The 13,466-nt window shown below is 62.7% G+C and carries 11 protein-coding genes; 4 read left to right on the forward strand and 7 right to left on the reverse strand.

Features of this window, described 5'->3' with window-relative positions:
- Positions 1-38: 38 nt before the first annotated feature.
- The 4 genes from GKZ68_RS07985 to uxuA form a co-directional block, all read right to left on the reverse strand.
- On the reverse strand, positions 39-3,233 hold the full coding sequence (locus GKZ68_RS07985; RefSeq protein WP_173112970.1) for a TonB-dependent receptor: 3,195 nt from the start codon (positions 3,231-3,233) through the stop codon (positions 39-41).
- A gap of 72 nt (positions 3,234-3,305) precedes the next feature.
- Positions 3,306-4,130 (reverse strand): SDR family NAD(P)-dependent oxidoreductase, encoded by an 825-nt coding sequence (locus GKZ68_RS07990; protein ID WP_173112973.1) that lies wholly within the window; start codon positions 4,128-4,130, stop codon positions 3,306-3,308.
- 33 nt (positions 4,131-4,163) lie between these two features.
- Positions 4,164-6,275 (reverse strand): alpha-glucuronidase family glycosyl hydrolase, encoded by a 2,112-nt coding sequence (locus GKZ68_RS07995; RefSeq protein WP_173112976.1) that lies wholly within the window; start codon positions 6,273-6,275, stop codon positions 4,164-4,166.
- Positions 6,276-6,315: 40 nt separating this feature from the next.
- Positions 6,316-7,557 (reverse strand): mannonate dehydratase, encoded by a 1,242-nt coding sequence (gene uxuA / locus GKZ68_RS08000; protein WP_254244211.1) that lies wholly within the window; start codon positions 7,555-7,557, stop codon positions 6,316-6,318.
- Positions 7,558-7,864: 307 nt separating this feature from the next.
- On the opposite strand from uxuA, the gene GKZ68_RS08005 reads away from it, so the two are divergent.
- The gene (locus GKZ68_RS08005) at positions 7,865-9,043 is read left to right on the forward strand and encodes a LacI family DNA-binding transcriptional regulator (RefSeq protein ID WP_173112979.1); all 1,179 of its coding nucleotides are present in this window, start codon (positions 7,865-7,867) and stop codon (positions 9,041-9,043) included.
- Between the two features lie 94 nt (positions 9,044-9,137).
- Here GKZ68_RS08005 and GKZ68_RS08010 read toward each other — a convergent pair whose 3' ends face one another.
- Positions 9,138-10,079: a polysaccharide deacetylase family protein gene (locus GKZ68_RS08010; protein WP_254244212.1), complete on the reverse strand. Its 942-nt coding sequence runs from the start codon at positions 10,077-10,079 to the stop codon at positions 9,138-9,140.
- Positions 10,080-10,158: 79 nt separating this feature from the next.
- Here GKZ68_RS08010 and dapA point away from each other — a divergent pair, with 79 nt between their 5' ends.
- Genes dapA through GKZ68_RS21665 form a run of 3 tightly spaced genes read left to right on the forward strand, consistent with a single transcriptional unit; the run spans position 10,159 to position 11,601 of the window.
- Positions 10,159-11,022 (forward strand): 4-hydroxy-tetrahydrodipicolinate synthase, encoded by an 864-nt coding sequence (gene dapA / locus GKZ68_RS08015; RefSeq protein ID WP_173112985.1) that lies wholly within the window; start codon positions 10,159-10,161, stop codon positions 11,020-11,022.
- 13 nt (positions 11,023-11,035) lie between these two features.
- Positions 11,036-11,416: a hypothetical protein gene (locus GKZ68_RS08020; RefSeq protein ID WP_217275407.1), complete on the forward strand. Its 381-nt coding sequence runs from the start codon at positions 11,036-11,038 to the stop codon at positions 11,414-11,416.
- Positions 11,305-11,601, forward strand: a complete 297-nt coding sequence (locus GKZ68_RS21665; protein ID WP_217275337.1) for a 2OG-Fe(II) oxygenase — start codon at positions 11,305-11,307, stop codon at positions 11,599-11,601. Before GKZ68_RS08020 ends, GKZ68_RS21665 begins: the two co-directional genes overlap by 112 nt.
- Before the next feature lie 2 nt (positions 11,602-11,603).
- Here the strand turns inward: GKZ68_RS21665 and GKZ68_RS08025 are convergent, their stop codons facing one another.
- On the reverse strand, positions 11,604-12,362 hold the full coding sequence (locus tag GKZ68_RS08025) for a (Fe-S)-binding protein (protein WP_173112988.1): 759 nt from the start codon (positions 12,360-12,362) through the stop codon (positions 11,604-11,606).
- Positions 12,363-12,488: 126 nt separating this feature from the next.
- Positions 12,489-13,358, reverse strand: coding sequence for a hydroxymethylglutaryl-CoA lyase (locus GKZ68_RS08030; protein WP_173112991.1), 870 nt, complete (start codon positions 13,356-13,358; stop codon positions 12,489-12,491).
- Positions 13,359-13,466 lie beyond the last annotated feature (108 nt).

A 13,466-nucleotide genomic window follows, 5' to 3' on the forward strand; every position in this document is an offset into this window, starting at 1 on the left:
CAAGCCAGGCTAGCCAGACTCAGGGCCGCAGCTCAGCGCTAGAATCCCAGGTTTACGCCCACGATGAAGGCGCGCGTAACGGGGTAGTTGCTGCCGCCCTGGAAGGTGATACCGGCGCCCGAGATGTCGCCGCCGCCAAAGCGGGTTGAGTAAGAAAGCGCATCGGGGTCGATGGCCTTATTATGCTGGAAGTACTTGTCGGCCGCCCAGATGTAAGGGTTCTGAACCTGCACGTAAATGCGGGTGCTGCTCATGAAAGCCGCTTTAGCCCAGGCCGCCGGCAGCGTGTAGCCCAGGTCGATGCTGCGCACCTTGATAAACGTGCCGCTGTGGTAGCCCAGGGTCGAGCCGTAGGTGGGCCACTCGTTGGCGCGCACGGTCTGGTCGGGTTCGGGGTAGTCGTTGCTGGGGTTGGCGGGCACGCCGCCCGGCGTGCCCGGCGTGAGGCTAGCGGGAATACCGGTGGAGTAGTAGTTGAAGTTCAACTGGTTGCGGCGGCCGGTATTCGTGGCGTAGTAGCTGGGGCCAAACGAGTAGGGGTCTACTACGGTGGCCCCCACGCGGGTCAGCGCCACTACCGTCAAGTCAAAGCCCTTGAAGCGGAAGCGGTTGGTGAGGCCAGCCTCAAACTTGGGCTGGCGCGAGCCCACAATCACGCGGTCGTTGGCGTCAATCTTACCGTCGTTGTTCACGTCATCCACGTGAATCTGGCCCACCTTGCTGCCGTACTTCTTAGCCTGGTCAGCCTCCGAGGCCTGCCACACGCCCAGGTTGCGGTAGTCGTAGATTACGTAGAGCGGCTGGCCAATGAAGCGCTGGTTGCCCACGTCATCGCGCAGGTTACCGCTGGCATCGTAGAGATTCAGGCTAAGCACTTTCTCGCGGTTCACGGTGAAGTTCCAGTCGGTGCTCCACTCAAAGCCCCCGAGGTCTTTGGCCCGCACGTTCACGGTGGTTAGCGAGATTTCAACGCCGCGGTTCTGGGTCTGGCCCGCGTTGCGCAAAAATGAGCCGTAGCCGCTGGCCGTGGGCAGGGCGTCGGGCAGCAGCAGGTCGCTGGTGCGCTGCTGGTACACTTCTACGCTACCCGTGAGGCGGTTTTGGAAGAAGCCGAAGTCGAGGCCAAAGTTGGTGGTAGTGGTGTACTCCCAGCCCAATAGCGGGTTTGGAATGGCCGAGGGAATTACGCCTACCGCGCCGGTGGTGCCGAAGTTATAGTAGCCGTTGCCGATGCCCGTGATGAGCGCCCCACGCGTCTGGTAGGGGTTAATGGCGGTGCTGCCCACCCGGCCCAGGCTAGCGCGCAGCTTCAGGGTGTTGAGCCAGTCCGAGCCTTGCAGGAACGACTCGTTGGCAATGTTCCAGGCCACGGCGGCCGAGGGAAACAAGTTGGTTTGGTGCCCCACGGCCAGGCGCGACGAGCGGTCGACGCGCGCCGTGAGCGTGGCCGAGTAGCGGTTGTCGTAGGCGTAGTTGATACGGCCCATAAACGACTCCAGCGCCCAGTCGATGGGCTGCGTATTGTTGCTAATGCCGCGCGACGTGCCAGCGGCCAGGTTGTCGGCCAGCTGGAAGTCGGCCAGCGTATTCTGCACCTGGGCCTGGAAGCCGTCGGCGTGGTAGGTCTGGCGGCTGTAGAGCGCCGTCACGTTCAGGTCGTGCTTCTCGGCAAAGTTACGGTTGTAGGTCAGCAGGTTCTCGGCCAGCAGGTTGTAGGCAATGCTCGACGAGCGGCCGGCCGTATTCACGCCGCCCCCGTTGTTGGGCGTTACCGAAGCGTAGAACGACTCATCGGCTTGGGTGCGGCCATCGAGGCCCACGTTGAGCCGGTAGTCGAGGCCCTTGAGAATATTCACCTGCCCGTAGATACTGTTGAACGAGCGCAGGCGGCGGCTGCGGTCGAGGTGGGCATTGGGGGCGTACAGCGTCAGCGGGTTCGAGCCGGCGTTGTCGCCGTTGGGGTAGAGCACCAGCTGGCCATTGGCATCGGTGGGCGAAGCCAGGGGGCTGGTAGTCAGAATCTGGTACAGCACGTTCACGTTCGGGTCGTTGGCGTTGGTGAACGTGTTGAGCGTATTAACACCCACTTTAATGCGCTTGCCAATCTGCTGGTCGAGGGTGCCGCGCAGCGAGTAGCGCTGGAAGCGCTGCACCGGCACAATGCCCGTTTCATCGTAGTAGCCCAGCGAAGCCGAATACTGCGTAATATCAGTGCCCCCACTCACGCCGAGGGTGTGGTTCTGAATATGGCCTTTCTGAAACAGCAGGCTCTGGTAGTCGGTCGTTTTGCCGGCGGCGTAGTTGTTGCGCTCGTCCTGGGTCAGGAACGACGGGTTGCTAGGGTCGAACGTGGGGCTCTGCGTGCGGTAGGCTTCGAGCTTGTAGTTGTAGTACTGCTCGCCGTTCATCAGGTCGAAGCGGCCGTAGATATCCTTCATGCCGTAGTAGCCGGCGTAAGTGGCGCGGGCCGCGCCGCTCTTGCCGCGGCGGGTGGTGATGAGGATAACGCCGTTGGCACCCCTAGCCCCGTAGATGGCCGTCGAGCTGGCGTCCTTCAGCACTTCGAGCGAAGTGATGTCGTCGGGGTTCAGGTCGTTGAGGCTGCCGTCGAAGGGCACGCCATCTACCACCAGCAGCGGGTCGTTGGAGCCCGAGAGCGAGCGGCTGCCCCGGATGCGGATGGTCGGCGACTGGCCCGGTGCCGTGCCATTGCTCGATACCGTGATGCCCGCCGCGCGGCCCTGCAGGGCCTGGCCCACGTTGGCCACCGGCACGTCGCGCAGCTGCTCGTCGCTCACGCTCGAGATGGCGCCCGTTACCTGGCTTTTTTTCTGGGTGCCGTAGCCCACTACCTGCACCTCGTTGAGGGCCTGGGTTTCGGGCACCAGCGCCTGGCTCAGGTTGGTGCGCTTGCCCACGGCTACCTCCTGCTTGGCAAAGCCCACCGAGCTGAACACCAGCACACTGTTGTCGTTGGGTACGGTTACGGTGTAGTTACCGTTGGCATCGGTGGTGGCGCCGGTAGTGGTGCCTTTCACTACTACCGTGACGCCCGGAATGCCCTCGCCGTTGTCGGACGTGATTTTACCGGTTACGGTGTGCGTGCCCGCTACCTGGGCGTAGGCAGCCTGCGGCACCAGGGGAGCCAGGCCCCCGCTTAGCAAGAGCAGCGGCACCAGCCGCGACCATTTCAAGCCCTTGAGCGGGCTAGACGACGGTATGCGTGTGTTCATGGGTGGGAAATTTGAAAAGTGAAAACGGAAGAAAGCAGCCCAGGGCTGAAGCCAGCCCAAGCCGGTAAGGACTTAGAAACCAATAGAATTGCCGCCGTCCACGGGCAGCGATACGCCCGTGATGTAGCGCGCCCCCTCGGAGGCCAGAAAGACGGCCGCGTGGCCGATGTCGGCGGGCTCGCCAAACTTGCCCATTGGGGTGCGGCGCATGGCGCGGTCGCGGCGGTCGGGGTCCGAGTTCATGGCCGTGCGGCTCATCTCGGTTTCGATAAAGCCGGGGGCAATGGCATTCACGCGCACGCCTTGGCTCGAAAACTCAGAAGCCAGCACCTTCACCATGCCCTCGACGGCCGACTTGGAGGCCGCGTAGGCCACCACGCGGTCGATGCCGTAGTAGGCGGCCATCGACGAAATCATGAGAATGACGCCGCTGCCCCGGGGCACCATGCGCCGGGCAGCGGCCCGCGTCAGCGAAAACACGGCGTTGAGATTAGTCTGAATAATGCGGTTGAAATCCTCGTCCGTTACTTCGAGGGCGGGCTTTTTCATGTTGATGCCCGCGTTGTTGACCAGGATATCGAGCGGGCCGTACTCGGCCTCTACCTGCTCCACCAGTCCGTCGAGGCTAGCCAGGTCGCAGATGTCATTCACCAGAAAGTGCGCCCCCTGCCCCAGCTCGGCGGCCGAGTCGTGGAGCACCGCCTCGCGGCGCCCGGTGATGATGACCGTGGCCCCGGCCGCCACCATGCAGCGGGCTATTTCGAGGCCAATGCCGGTGCCCCCCCCAGTGATGAGAGCTACCCGGCCGGCCAGCGAGAATACGTTGGCCTGCGGGGCCGCATCGGGAGTGGTAGCAGTGGCCGCGTGGGCGTCGGCAGTGAGTAGCGAAGGAGTCATGAGCAGAATAAGGCCGGAGCGAATAGGGAGGAATTACTTGAGCTGATACAGCTGCACGAGCCGCTTGATGTCGGCCAACGAGCGCGTGGGCGGGGCTAGCGGCGCCGGAATGGGCTGCTTGGCGAGCGTCTGGAAGTAGAGTACGCAGGCATCGCGCCACCACAGCGCCTCTTTGCGCTGGGTGATGAGGCGGGCCGCCACGTCGGCGTAGAGGGCGGGGTCGAGGGCCGGGCGGGCGGCGGCCCACTGCTGCTGCAGCCACAGCACCGAGTCGGCACCGGTGTAGTAGCGGGTGGCCAGCTCGCTCCAGAGGGTGTGGCCGGTGCTGAGCGGCTGCGTCCAGGGCACGTGGTGAAACCAGAGCAGGTAGTTGAGCGGGCAGGTGCGGGCGTCGCCCCACTCCTTTTGCACCTCGGGCTTATACAACGCCAGGGCATTGCTGCCCGTGGCCGTGCGGTCGAAACCCAGGCCGATGGAGTCGGCTTTGTGGTAATACACGGCCGTCCAGTCGGGCCGGCCAGCCTTGGCTAGCCAGGGCTGCGGGCCGTAGTGAATGCTCTCGCCCATGATGTGGTGCAGGCCCAGCGGCGTGGTGTAGCGCACGTAGATGCTGCGCGACTGCCCCAGCAGGCCGGTAATGGTGCGCACGGCGGCCGGCTCGGTGGTCAGCGTCATGCGGGTCCACTCGCGGGCGATGGCGGCCGGGCTCAGCGTGTGGTCCCAGGCCAGCCGGCCGAAGGCGTACCAGTTGGCCTGGCCCACCGGGTGGCCGGTCCAGTTGCGGTCGGCGCCGATATTAGCCACGCCCGCGATGCCGCTGAGCGCGTGGTGGTCCAGGCTGCCATCCACTAACCTAGCCACCGTCGAGCCGGGCCCTTGGGCGTAGGTGTCGGCTTCCAGCACTTCCTTGATGAGCGGGCCGAGGTACACGAGGTGCGTGGCAAAGCCCAGGTATTCCTGCGTGAGCTGCACTTCGAGCAGCAGCGGCGTGCGCGGCATGGCCCCAAACAGCGGGTGAAACGGCTCGCGGGCCTGGAAGTCAATCGGCCCGTTTTTCACCTGCACCAGCACCTTGGGGTCGAACTTGCCATCGAGGGGCTGAAACTCTTCATAGGCTTCCTTGAAGCGGTCGCCGTTGCTGTTGGCCTTGTACACGAAGGCGCGCCACATCACCACGCCATCGTGGCGGCCGAGGCTCTGGGCCAGCATGTTGGCCCCGTCGGCGTGGTTGCGGCCGTAGTCCTGGGGGCCGGGCTCGCCCTCCGAGTTGGCCTTCACCAGAAAGCCGCCAAAGTCGGGAATCGCCTTATAGATTTCGTCCGTTTTGGCGGCCCACCACTGCTTCACGGCGGGGTCGAGCGGGTCGGCGGTGGCTAGCCCGCCGATGACTTTGGGCGCGGCCCACATCACCGACAGGTACACCCGCTGGCCGTAGGGCCGCAGCACGCCCGCCACGGCCGCCACCTTGCCGATATACTCGGCCGAGAGGTAACGGGCGCTGGCGTTTACATTATTGAGCACCACGCCGTTAATACCAATCGAGGCATTGGCGCGGGCATAGTCGGTGTAGCGCGGGTCGAGACGCTCGGGCAGCTCGTACCACTTCCAGATGCTGGAGCCCGCGTAGCCCCGCTCCACCGTGCCGTTGGGGTTGTCCCAGTGGTTGAGCAGGCGAAAATTGATGCGCGGGCTGCTGCTGCTAGCCAAGCCCGCCAGCGGCTGGCGCGTCTGCACCTGCCGCAGCAGCGCAAATGCGCCGTAGAGCACCGCCCGGTCGGTGCGGCCGGCGATAACGAGGTTGTTTTTCTCCGAAAAAATGCGGTAGCCCTCCGCCTTCACCGTCTGGCTAGCCGCGGCATCCACGCGCAGCACAATACCGCCCGTCCGGCTGCCGGCGCTGGCAACCGTCGGCACGGCCTGGCCCAGCAGCCCCCCTAGCCCACGCGTCAGCTCGGCGCTGGCGGCGCGCAGCACCGGGGTGCTGCCGGGGCTAGCCACAAACTGCGCCGCCCGCGCATACTGCTGGCGCTCAATCGCGTTGCCGATACGGTCGTACTTCAGCCACAGCCGGTAGCCGTCGTCGGCCCGGCTGGGGACGGCGGCCATCAGGCACAGCAGAAGCAGAAACACGTTGCGCAGCAACATGGCGGATGGGTGGGAAAAATGGAGCGGAAAGCGAGTAGTTTTAGCGGGCCGCGTAGGCGGCAGTGGCCGGTACTTCGGCCTGGGTCAGGGTGCGGCGCAGGCCGTATTCGAGGCCGCGCAGCTCGGCCAGGCCACGCAGGCGGCCGATGGCCGAGTAGCCGGGGTAGGTGCGCTTGTTCGTATTCAGGTCGTCGAGCATCTGGTGGCCGTGGTCGGGGCGCATGGGCAGGGCCGCTTTCTCTTCGCCGGCGGCTTCGCGGCGCAGCTCTTCCTCTACCAGCGCCCGCACCACGGCATACATATCCACGTCGCCGGCCAGGTGGTCGGCCTCGTGGAAGTTGCGCGGATTTTCCTCGCGCTTGGTGGTGCGCAGGTGCACGAAGTGGATGCGTGAGCCAAAGCGCTCGACCATGCCGGCCAGGTCATTATCGGGCCGCACCCCGAGCGAGCCGGTGCAGAAGGTCAGGCCGTTGGCGCGCACGTTGCAGGCGGCCAGCAGGCCCGCCAGGTCGGCCTCGGTGCTCACTACGCGCGGCAGGCCCAGCAGCGGGAAAGGCGGGTCGTCGGGGTGAATGCAGAGGCCAATACCTACTTCCTCCGCCACCGGCGCCACCTGCTGAATGAAGTAGTGCAGGTTGGCCGTGAGGGCAGCGGCATCAATCGCCTTATATTCATTCAGATAATCCTGAAAGGTGCTTAACTCAAACGCCTCTTCCGAGCCGGGCAGGCCGAGCAGGGTCGTATTGGTAAGCTGGGCTACGGCTTCGGGGCTCATGCTGGCAAACTGCCGGCGGGCAGCCTCGGCCACGGCGGGCTCGTAGTCGGCCTCGGCGCCGGGGCGCTTGAGAATGCACAAGTCAAACACGGCAAAATCCTGCCAGACGAAACGCAGCGCCCGCGAGCCATCGGGCATTTCGTAGCTCAAATCGGTACGCGACCAGTCGAGCACGGGCATGAAATTGTAGCACACCGTGCGGATGCCGCAGGCCGCCAGGTTGCGCAGCGATTGCTGGTAATTGGCGATGTATTCGGCACGGCTAGCCCTCCCCTTTTTGATGTCCTCGTGCACGGGCAAGCTCTCAACCACAGCCCAATGCAGGGGTAAATGGGTCTGATTACCGGCTTCGATAAGCTGCTGCCGGGCCTGGATTTCAGCTACCGGCCACACCGCGCCCACGGGCAGTTGGTGCAGGGCCGACACGACCCCGGCGCAGCCGGCCTGGCGAATATCGAACAACGAAACTGGGTCGTTGGGCCCAAACCAGCGCATAGTGTGCAGCATGGTGCTCTAACAAAAAAGTGCAATTTTCAAACCTACTGAATACGTTGCGATAGGTGGCTTACGCAGCAAAATCAGCACTGGTCTGGGGTGGAATCTGATTCAAATGTAAAGTCAGTGTTACCACTCAGCATAACCTAAAAAGCTCAAATTCAAGGAAAATCAGCAAAAAAACTATCGGCAACGTTTTCGCAAACGTTGCCGATAGGTAAACTTTGCAAAATATTTTTTTTACTGCTACATTCCGCCACCTATTTCGTAGCTTCCGTCCGACCTTCGCATTATCCACCTTTTTTCCCACCCTTGCTCTATGGTTAAATGTGTTAAGTGCAGCCTCGCCGACGACGTGATGAAAGCGGGCTTCGTGCGGGGGCGGCAACGCTTCTTCTGCAAGGCCTGCGACTACCATTTTACGGCCGAAAAGCCGGCCGGCACCCCTAGCCGCAAGCGCCACCAGGCCACCATTGCCGACGTGGCCCGGCAGGTAGGCGTGGCGCCCTCCACGGTATCGCGCGCCCTCAATGGCCATTCCGACATCAGCCCGCTCACGCGCCAGGCCATTCTGGAAGCCGCCCAGCAGCTCGACTACCAGCCCAACTTATTGGCCCAGAGCCTTAAGAGCCAAGCTACCAATACTATCGGCGTGCTCATCCCTGACCTGGAGCGGCCGTTTTTTGCCACCGCCGTCAGCGGCATTCAGCAGGTGGCTACCAAGGCGGGCTACCGGGTGATGATTTGCCAGTCGAAGGAGTCGTATGAGGCGGAGGTGAGCAATGTGCAGGCCCTGATAGCCAGCCGGGTAGATGGCCTGCTCATCTGCCACTCGCGCGAAACCGAGAACTTCGACCACGTGAAAGACCCCGCGCGGCGCGGCATTCCAGTTATTCACTTCGACCGGGTGTGCAATGAGGTGAACAGCGCCAAGGTTATTCTCGACGACCGGTTAGGGGCGTTCACCATCACCGAGCACCTTATTGAGCAGGGCTGCCGGCGCATTGCCATTCTGGCGGGGCCGGCGTCGCTGCTCATCAGCCGGCAGCGGCAGGCGGGCTACCTCAGCGCCCTGCGCAAGCACGGCCTGCCCACCACCGAGGAGCTGTGCGCGCACATTGACTTCCGGCCCGTGTCGGCCGTGGCGGCCCTCGATACCTGGCTAGCCCTACCCGAGCCGCCCGACGCCATTTTTGCCATCAACTACACCAACGCTTTCGACCTGCTGCTGGCCCTGCGCGAGCGCGGCGTGCGCGTGCCCGAAGACATGGCCATCGTGGGCTTCGGCGACGAGTTTCTGGCTAGCCTCATCGAGCCCGGCCTCACTACTGTCGACTTGCACCCCTTCCGCATCGGCCAGCAGGCGGCCAGCCTCTTCCTGGAGCAAATGGCGCAGAAAGAAGATTTTCAGCCGCGCACCTGCGTAGTTACGAGCGAGTTGATTATCCGGCAGTCGTCGCTCAAGGGCAAGGGCGAGAAGCTGAAAGTACTGGTGTAACCGGAATTAATGAGCTAAAACAGAACGTCCTGCTTCGACAAGCTCAGCAGGACGTTCTGTTTAGTTTTTCTTCTATCAGCTACTTGAACGGCGCTTAAAAGCTCTGTACCATATTATTGTGCAGCGTGCGGGGGCTCCAGTAGCCGCTGGCGATGATGCGCCGGATGGTGAAGAGCGGGTCTTGCTGGTCGCGCTTTTCGGCCAGGCTGAAGGCGGCCACGAAGCCGCGCTTTTTCAGCTCGGGGAAGGCCTGGGTGTTCCAGAGGCCGAAGGGATAGGCGAAGTACTTGATTTTCTTGCCCGTAATGTCTTCCAGCGTCTTGGTAGGCTTGTCGATTTGGGTTTCCCAATCCTTACCCTGGTACTTTTTCACGTTGTGGTGGTCCCAGGTGTGCGAGCCAATTTGGTTGCCCTCGTCGGAAAGCTGCTTCACCATGGCCTTGGTCATGTAGTGTGGGCGGCCGAGGCTCACGGTCATCACGAAATACACGCCCTTATAACCGTATTGGGCCAGCGTGGGCCGAGCAATGGTGAACTGGTCGAGGTCGGTGTCGTCGAAGGTAAGCATCACCGGCTTGCTGGGCAGCTTGGCGCCGGTGGTGAGGTAGGCGTAGAGCTGGTCGGGCTGAATGGTGTGGTAGCCACTGTCGGCCAGCATCTTAATCTGGGCCTTGAACTGCGCGATGGGAATGATGTAATCCTTGGCGCCTTTCGAGTCGCGGGCCGTCCAGTCGCGAATCTGGTGGTAGCACAGAATCGGAATCTGGGGCCGGGCGTAGATGGCCGCCGCATCGCTGGCCTTGGCGGCCGGGATGGTGCTAGGGTCGGGGCCGGGCTTGGCGTTAGCTTCTTCGGCGGCCACGGCGGCGGTGCCCGAGGTGGGCGCAGTCTCGTCGATTTTAGCCGAATCGGTTTTGCCCGTGGCCTCGGCGTCGGGAGTGGTACGGGCCTCGCCGGTGGTGGCGGTTTTGGAGTCGCAGGCGGCTAGGCTCAGCGTGGCAGCCACCACGGCGGCTACCGGAAACAGGTTTTTCAAGGAAGCAATTAAAAAGCCGGCTAGGCGCAACGGCGGACGATGAGTGTACTTTTGCACAAAGCAACAACCCCGACAGCGGATGAACAAACTACACGGCACCGGCGTGGCCCTGGTGACCCCCTTTACTCCCACCGGCGCCATCGATATGGCGGCCTGGGAGCGCCTGCTCGACTTCAACATTGCAGGTGGCGTCGAATACTTGGTCATCAACGGCACCACGGGCGAGTCGCCTACCGTTACGGCTTCGGAGAAAGCTGAGCTTCTGGATATTGCCCGCCGGCACGTGGCCGGCCGCGTGCCGCTCGTGTACGGCATCGGCGGCAACGACACGGCCACCGTCGAGCAGCAGTTGCGCAGCTTCGACCCCACCGGCATCACGGCTATTTTGTCGGCCAGCCCGGCGTATAATAAACCCAGCCAGGCCGGCATAGTGACTCATTATCAGCGCTTGGCCGAGGCTTCGCCCCTGCCGCTCATTCTCTACAACGTGCCCGGCCGCACCGGCTCCAATATCTCGGCCGATACTACCCTCAAGCTAGCCCAGCACGCTAACATCATCGGCATCAAGGAGGCTAGCGGCAACGTGGAGCAGTGCCTCGCCATCCTGGCTAAGAAGCCGGCCGACTTCCTGTTTTTGAGTGGTGATGATATGCTCACGCTACCGCTCATCGCCTGCGGCGGCCAGGGCATTATCTCGGTGCTGGGCAATGCGTTTCCGCAGAAATTCAGCGACATGACCCGCGCCGCGCTGGCCGGCGACTTTGCCCGCGCCAGCGAGCTGCTTTATTATTTTGTGGGCCTGAACCCGCTGATGTACGAAGAAGGCAACCCCGTGGGCGTGAAGGCCGCGCTAGCCCTGCAGGGCGTGTGCGAGCCCGCCGTGCGCCTGCCCCTGGTGCCCGCCAGCGAGGGGCTAACGGCGCGGATTAAGATGCTACTCTAAGCTATATTCGCCTATGCACCTTACTAAAGTAGCCGACAACATTTTCACGGTCGAAGATTTCTTCACGCGCGCCGAGTGCTTGCAGTATATCGTGCGTAGCGAGGAAATCGGTTATGAGCTAGCCAAGGTGAACACGGCGGGCGGCAGCAAGGTAAAAACCGATGTGCGCAACAACAGCCGGGCCTTTTACAACAGCGAGGAGCTAGCCCAGGAATTGTGGGCGAAAATCCAGCCGTTTGTGCTCATGCAGCTTGGTAATAGCACGGCATTGGCCTCAATGAGTTGTTTCGCTTCTACCGCTACCAGCGCGGCCACAAGTTCAAGGGCCATATTGATGAGAGCTATGCTCGCAACGCCCAAGAAGCAAGTTACTTTACCTTTATGGTATACCTGAACGATAATTTTCAGGGCGGCGACACCACGTTTCGGGGCGTGCGCATTCGGCCCCGGCAGGGCATGGCGCTGCTGTTCCTGCACAGCCTCTACCACGAGGGCAGCGAGGTGACGCAGGGCGTGAAATACGTGCTGCGCTCGGACGTGATGTATCGCACGGCCGAGGCGGGCAGCTTGGCCTCGTAACGCTACCAGCCGCTGGCCAGCACGTCGGCAATGTGCATGGTCTTGATAGCCAGCTTCTCACGGCGGATGTACGCCTCCAGGTGCATGAGGCAGCTCACGTCGGTGCTCACGATGTAGTCGGCGCCGGTGGCTAGGGCGTGCTCGACTTTTTGCTGGGCCATCGCCACCGAAATAGCCTCAAACTTCACGGCGAAGGTGCCGCCGAAGCCGCAGCAGGTGGTGGTTTCGGCCATCTCGACGCGGCTAAGGCCAGCCACGGCGTCGAGCAGCCGGCGCGGCGCCTCCCGAATACCGCACTCGCGCAGCGCCGAGCAGGAGTCGTGGTAGGTATAGGTGCCGGCTAGCCGCGCGCCGGGAATGGTACTGACATTCAGCACATCGGTTAAAAACTCAGTAAGTTCGTAGGTGCGGCGTTGTACGCCCTGGCAGCGCGCCGCCTCGGGCGTGCCGGCGAAGAGGTGCGAATAGGCGTTGCGCACCATGCCCACACACGAAGCGGAAGGGCTTACGACGTAGCGCGGCGCGTCTAAGTCAGTAGTGGCAGGTTCGCTAAAGTCACGCAGAAATTTTTCGGCAATGTCGCGGCTTTCTTCTTTGTAGCCCGCATTATAGGCGGGCTGGCCGCAGCAGGTTTGGGCCGGGTTGTAGTGCACCTGGCAGCCGGCTTTCTCCAGCACTTTCACCGTGTTGAGGGCGGTATGCGGGTAGAGTTGGTCGACGAAGCAGGGAATGAAAATATCGACTTGGGGAGGGCTAGCCACTGGGTATTATCGTTACTAATGAGGTTGAAAATCGTCTGTCATGCTGACGAAGGAAGCATCTTGTCAGGTCAACGGGACCCGTCTCATCCTGGTAAGATACTTCCTTCGTCAGCATGGCAGACGATTTTAATGCGCCAGTTGAAACACTCCGCTAGCCTGCGCCTGCGCTCGCTTAAACGCCTCCTTATCCAGCCCCACATCCTCCCCCACCCCTTCCAGAAACGCCACTAGGTTCTCGGTCGCCATGTTGCCCGTGAGCACATCGGCCGCCATGGGGCAGCCGCCGATGCCGCCGAGGGCGCCATCGAAGCGGCGGCAGCCGGCCTGGTAGGCGGCGGCTACTTTTTCGCGCCAGGTGGCGGGCGTGGTGTGCAGGTGCGCGCCAAACTCGATGTGCGGGAAGGCCGGAATCAGCTCCTCAAACAACGGCGTAATGAGCGCGGGCGTGCTCACGCCGATGGTGTCGGACAGGGCCACGATGCGCACGCCCAGCGCGGCTAGCCGCTGCGTAAAATCGGCCACCACGGCCGGGCTGTACGGGTCGCCGTAAGGGTTGCCGAAGCCCATTGACAGGTACACAATCAGCGTTTTACCCCGGCGCTCGCAGAGCGCGTGCATGGCGGCCACGTCGGCCAGGGCCTCGGCGATGGTCTGGTTGGTGTTGCGGCGCTGAAAGGTTTCGCTGACGGAGAGCGGGAAGCCCAGGTAGTGGATTTCGGGGTGGCTGGCGGCCTGCTCGGCCCCGCGCAGGTTGGCCACGATGGCCAGCAGCTTGGTTTGCGTGCGGTCGAGGTCGAGGCCGGCGAGCACCGCAGCGGTATCGCGCAGCTGCGGAATGGCTTTGGGCGACACAAACGAGCCGAAGTCGAGCACGTCGAAGCCCACGGCTAGCAGCTGCTGGAGGTAGGCGGTTTTGGCGGCAGTAGGGATGAACTCATGCAGGCCCTGCATGGCATCGCGCGGGCATTCGGTAAGGACGACGGGGTGGGTGGGCATAGCGGGGCGAAGGTAGAAACTACCCGTCATTGCATGCCGGCCGAGCACAAGTCTTTAGGTGCAATTGCTTCGCTGCGCTCGCCATAACGAGCCATTTTGGGCGAACTT

It is taken from the genome of Hymenobacter sp. BRD128 (assembly GCF_013256625.1).
In the GTDB taxonomy this organism is placed as follows: Bacteria; Bacteroidota; Bacteroidia; order Cytophagales; family Hymenobacteraceae; genus Hymenobacter.

Coding starts and splice junctions, on each gene's coding strand:
- GKZ68_RS07985 (WP_173112970.1), bottom strand. CDS start 3,233: ATGAACACACGCATACCGTCGTCTAGCCCGCTCAAGGGCTTGAAATGG.
- GKZ68_RS08030 (WP_173112991.1), bottom strand. CDS start 13,358: ATGCCCACCCACCCCGTCGTCCTTACCGAATGCCCGCGCGATGCCATG.
- GKZ68_RS08005 (WP_173112979.1), top strand. CDS start 7,865: ATGGTTAAATGTGTTAAGTGCAGCCTCGCCGACGACGTGATGAAAGCG.
- GKZ68_RS07990 (WP_173112973.1), bottom strand. CDS start 4,130: ATGACTCCTTCGCTACTCACTGCCGACGCCCACGCGGCCACTGCTACC.
- uxuA (WP_254244211.1), bottom strand. CDS start 7,557: ATGCTGCACACTATGCGCTGGTTTGGGCCCAACGACCCAGTTTCGTTG.
- GKZ68_RS08020 (WP_217275407.1), top strand. CDS start 11,036: ATGCACCTTACTAAAGTAGCCGACAACATTTTCACGGTCGAAGATTTC.
- dapA (WP_173112985.1), top strand. CDS start 10,159: ATGAACAAACTACACGGCACCGGCGTGGCCCTGGTGACCCCCTTTACT.
- GKZ68_RS07995 (WP_173112976.1), bottom strand. CDS start 6,275: ATGTTGCTGCGCAACGTGTTTCTGCTTCTGCTGTGCCTGATGGCCGCC.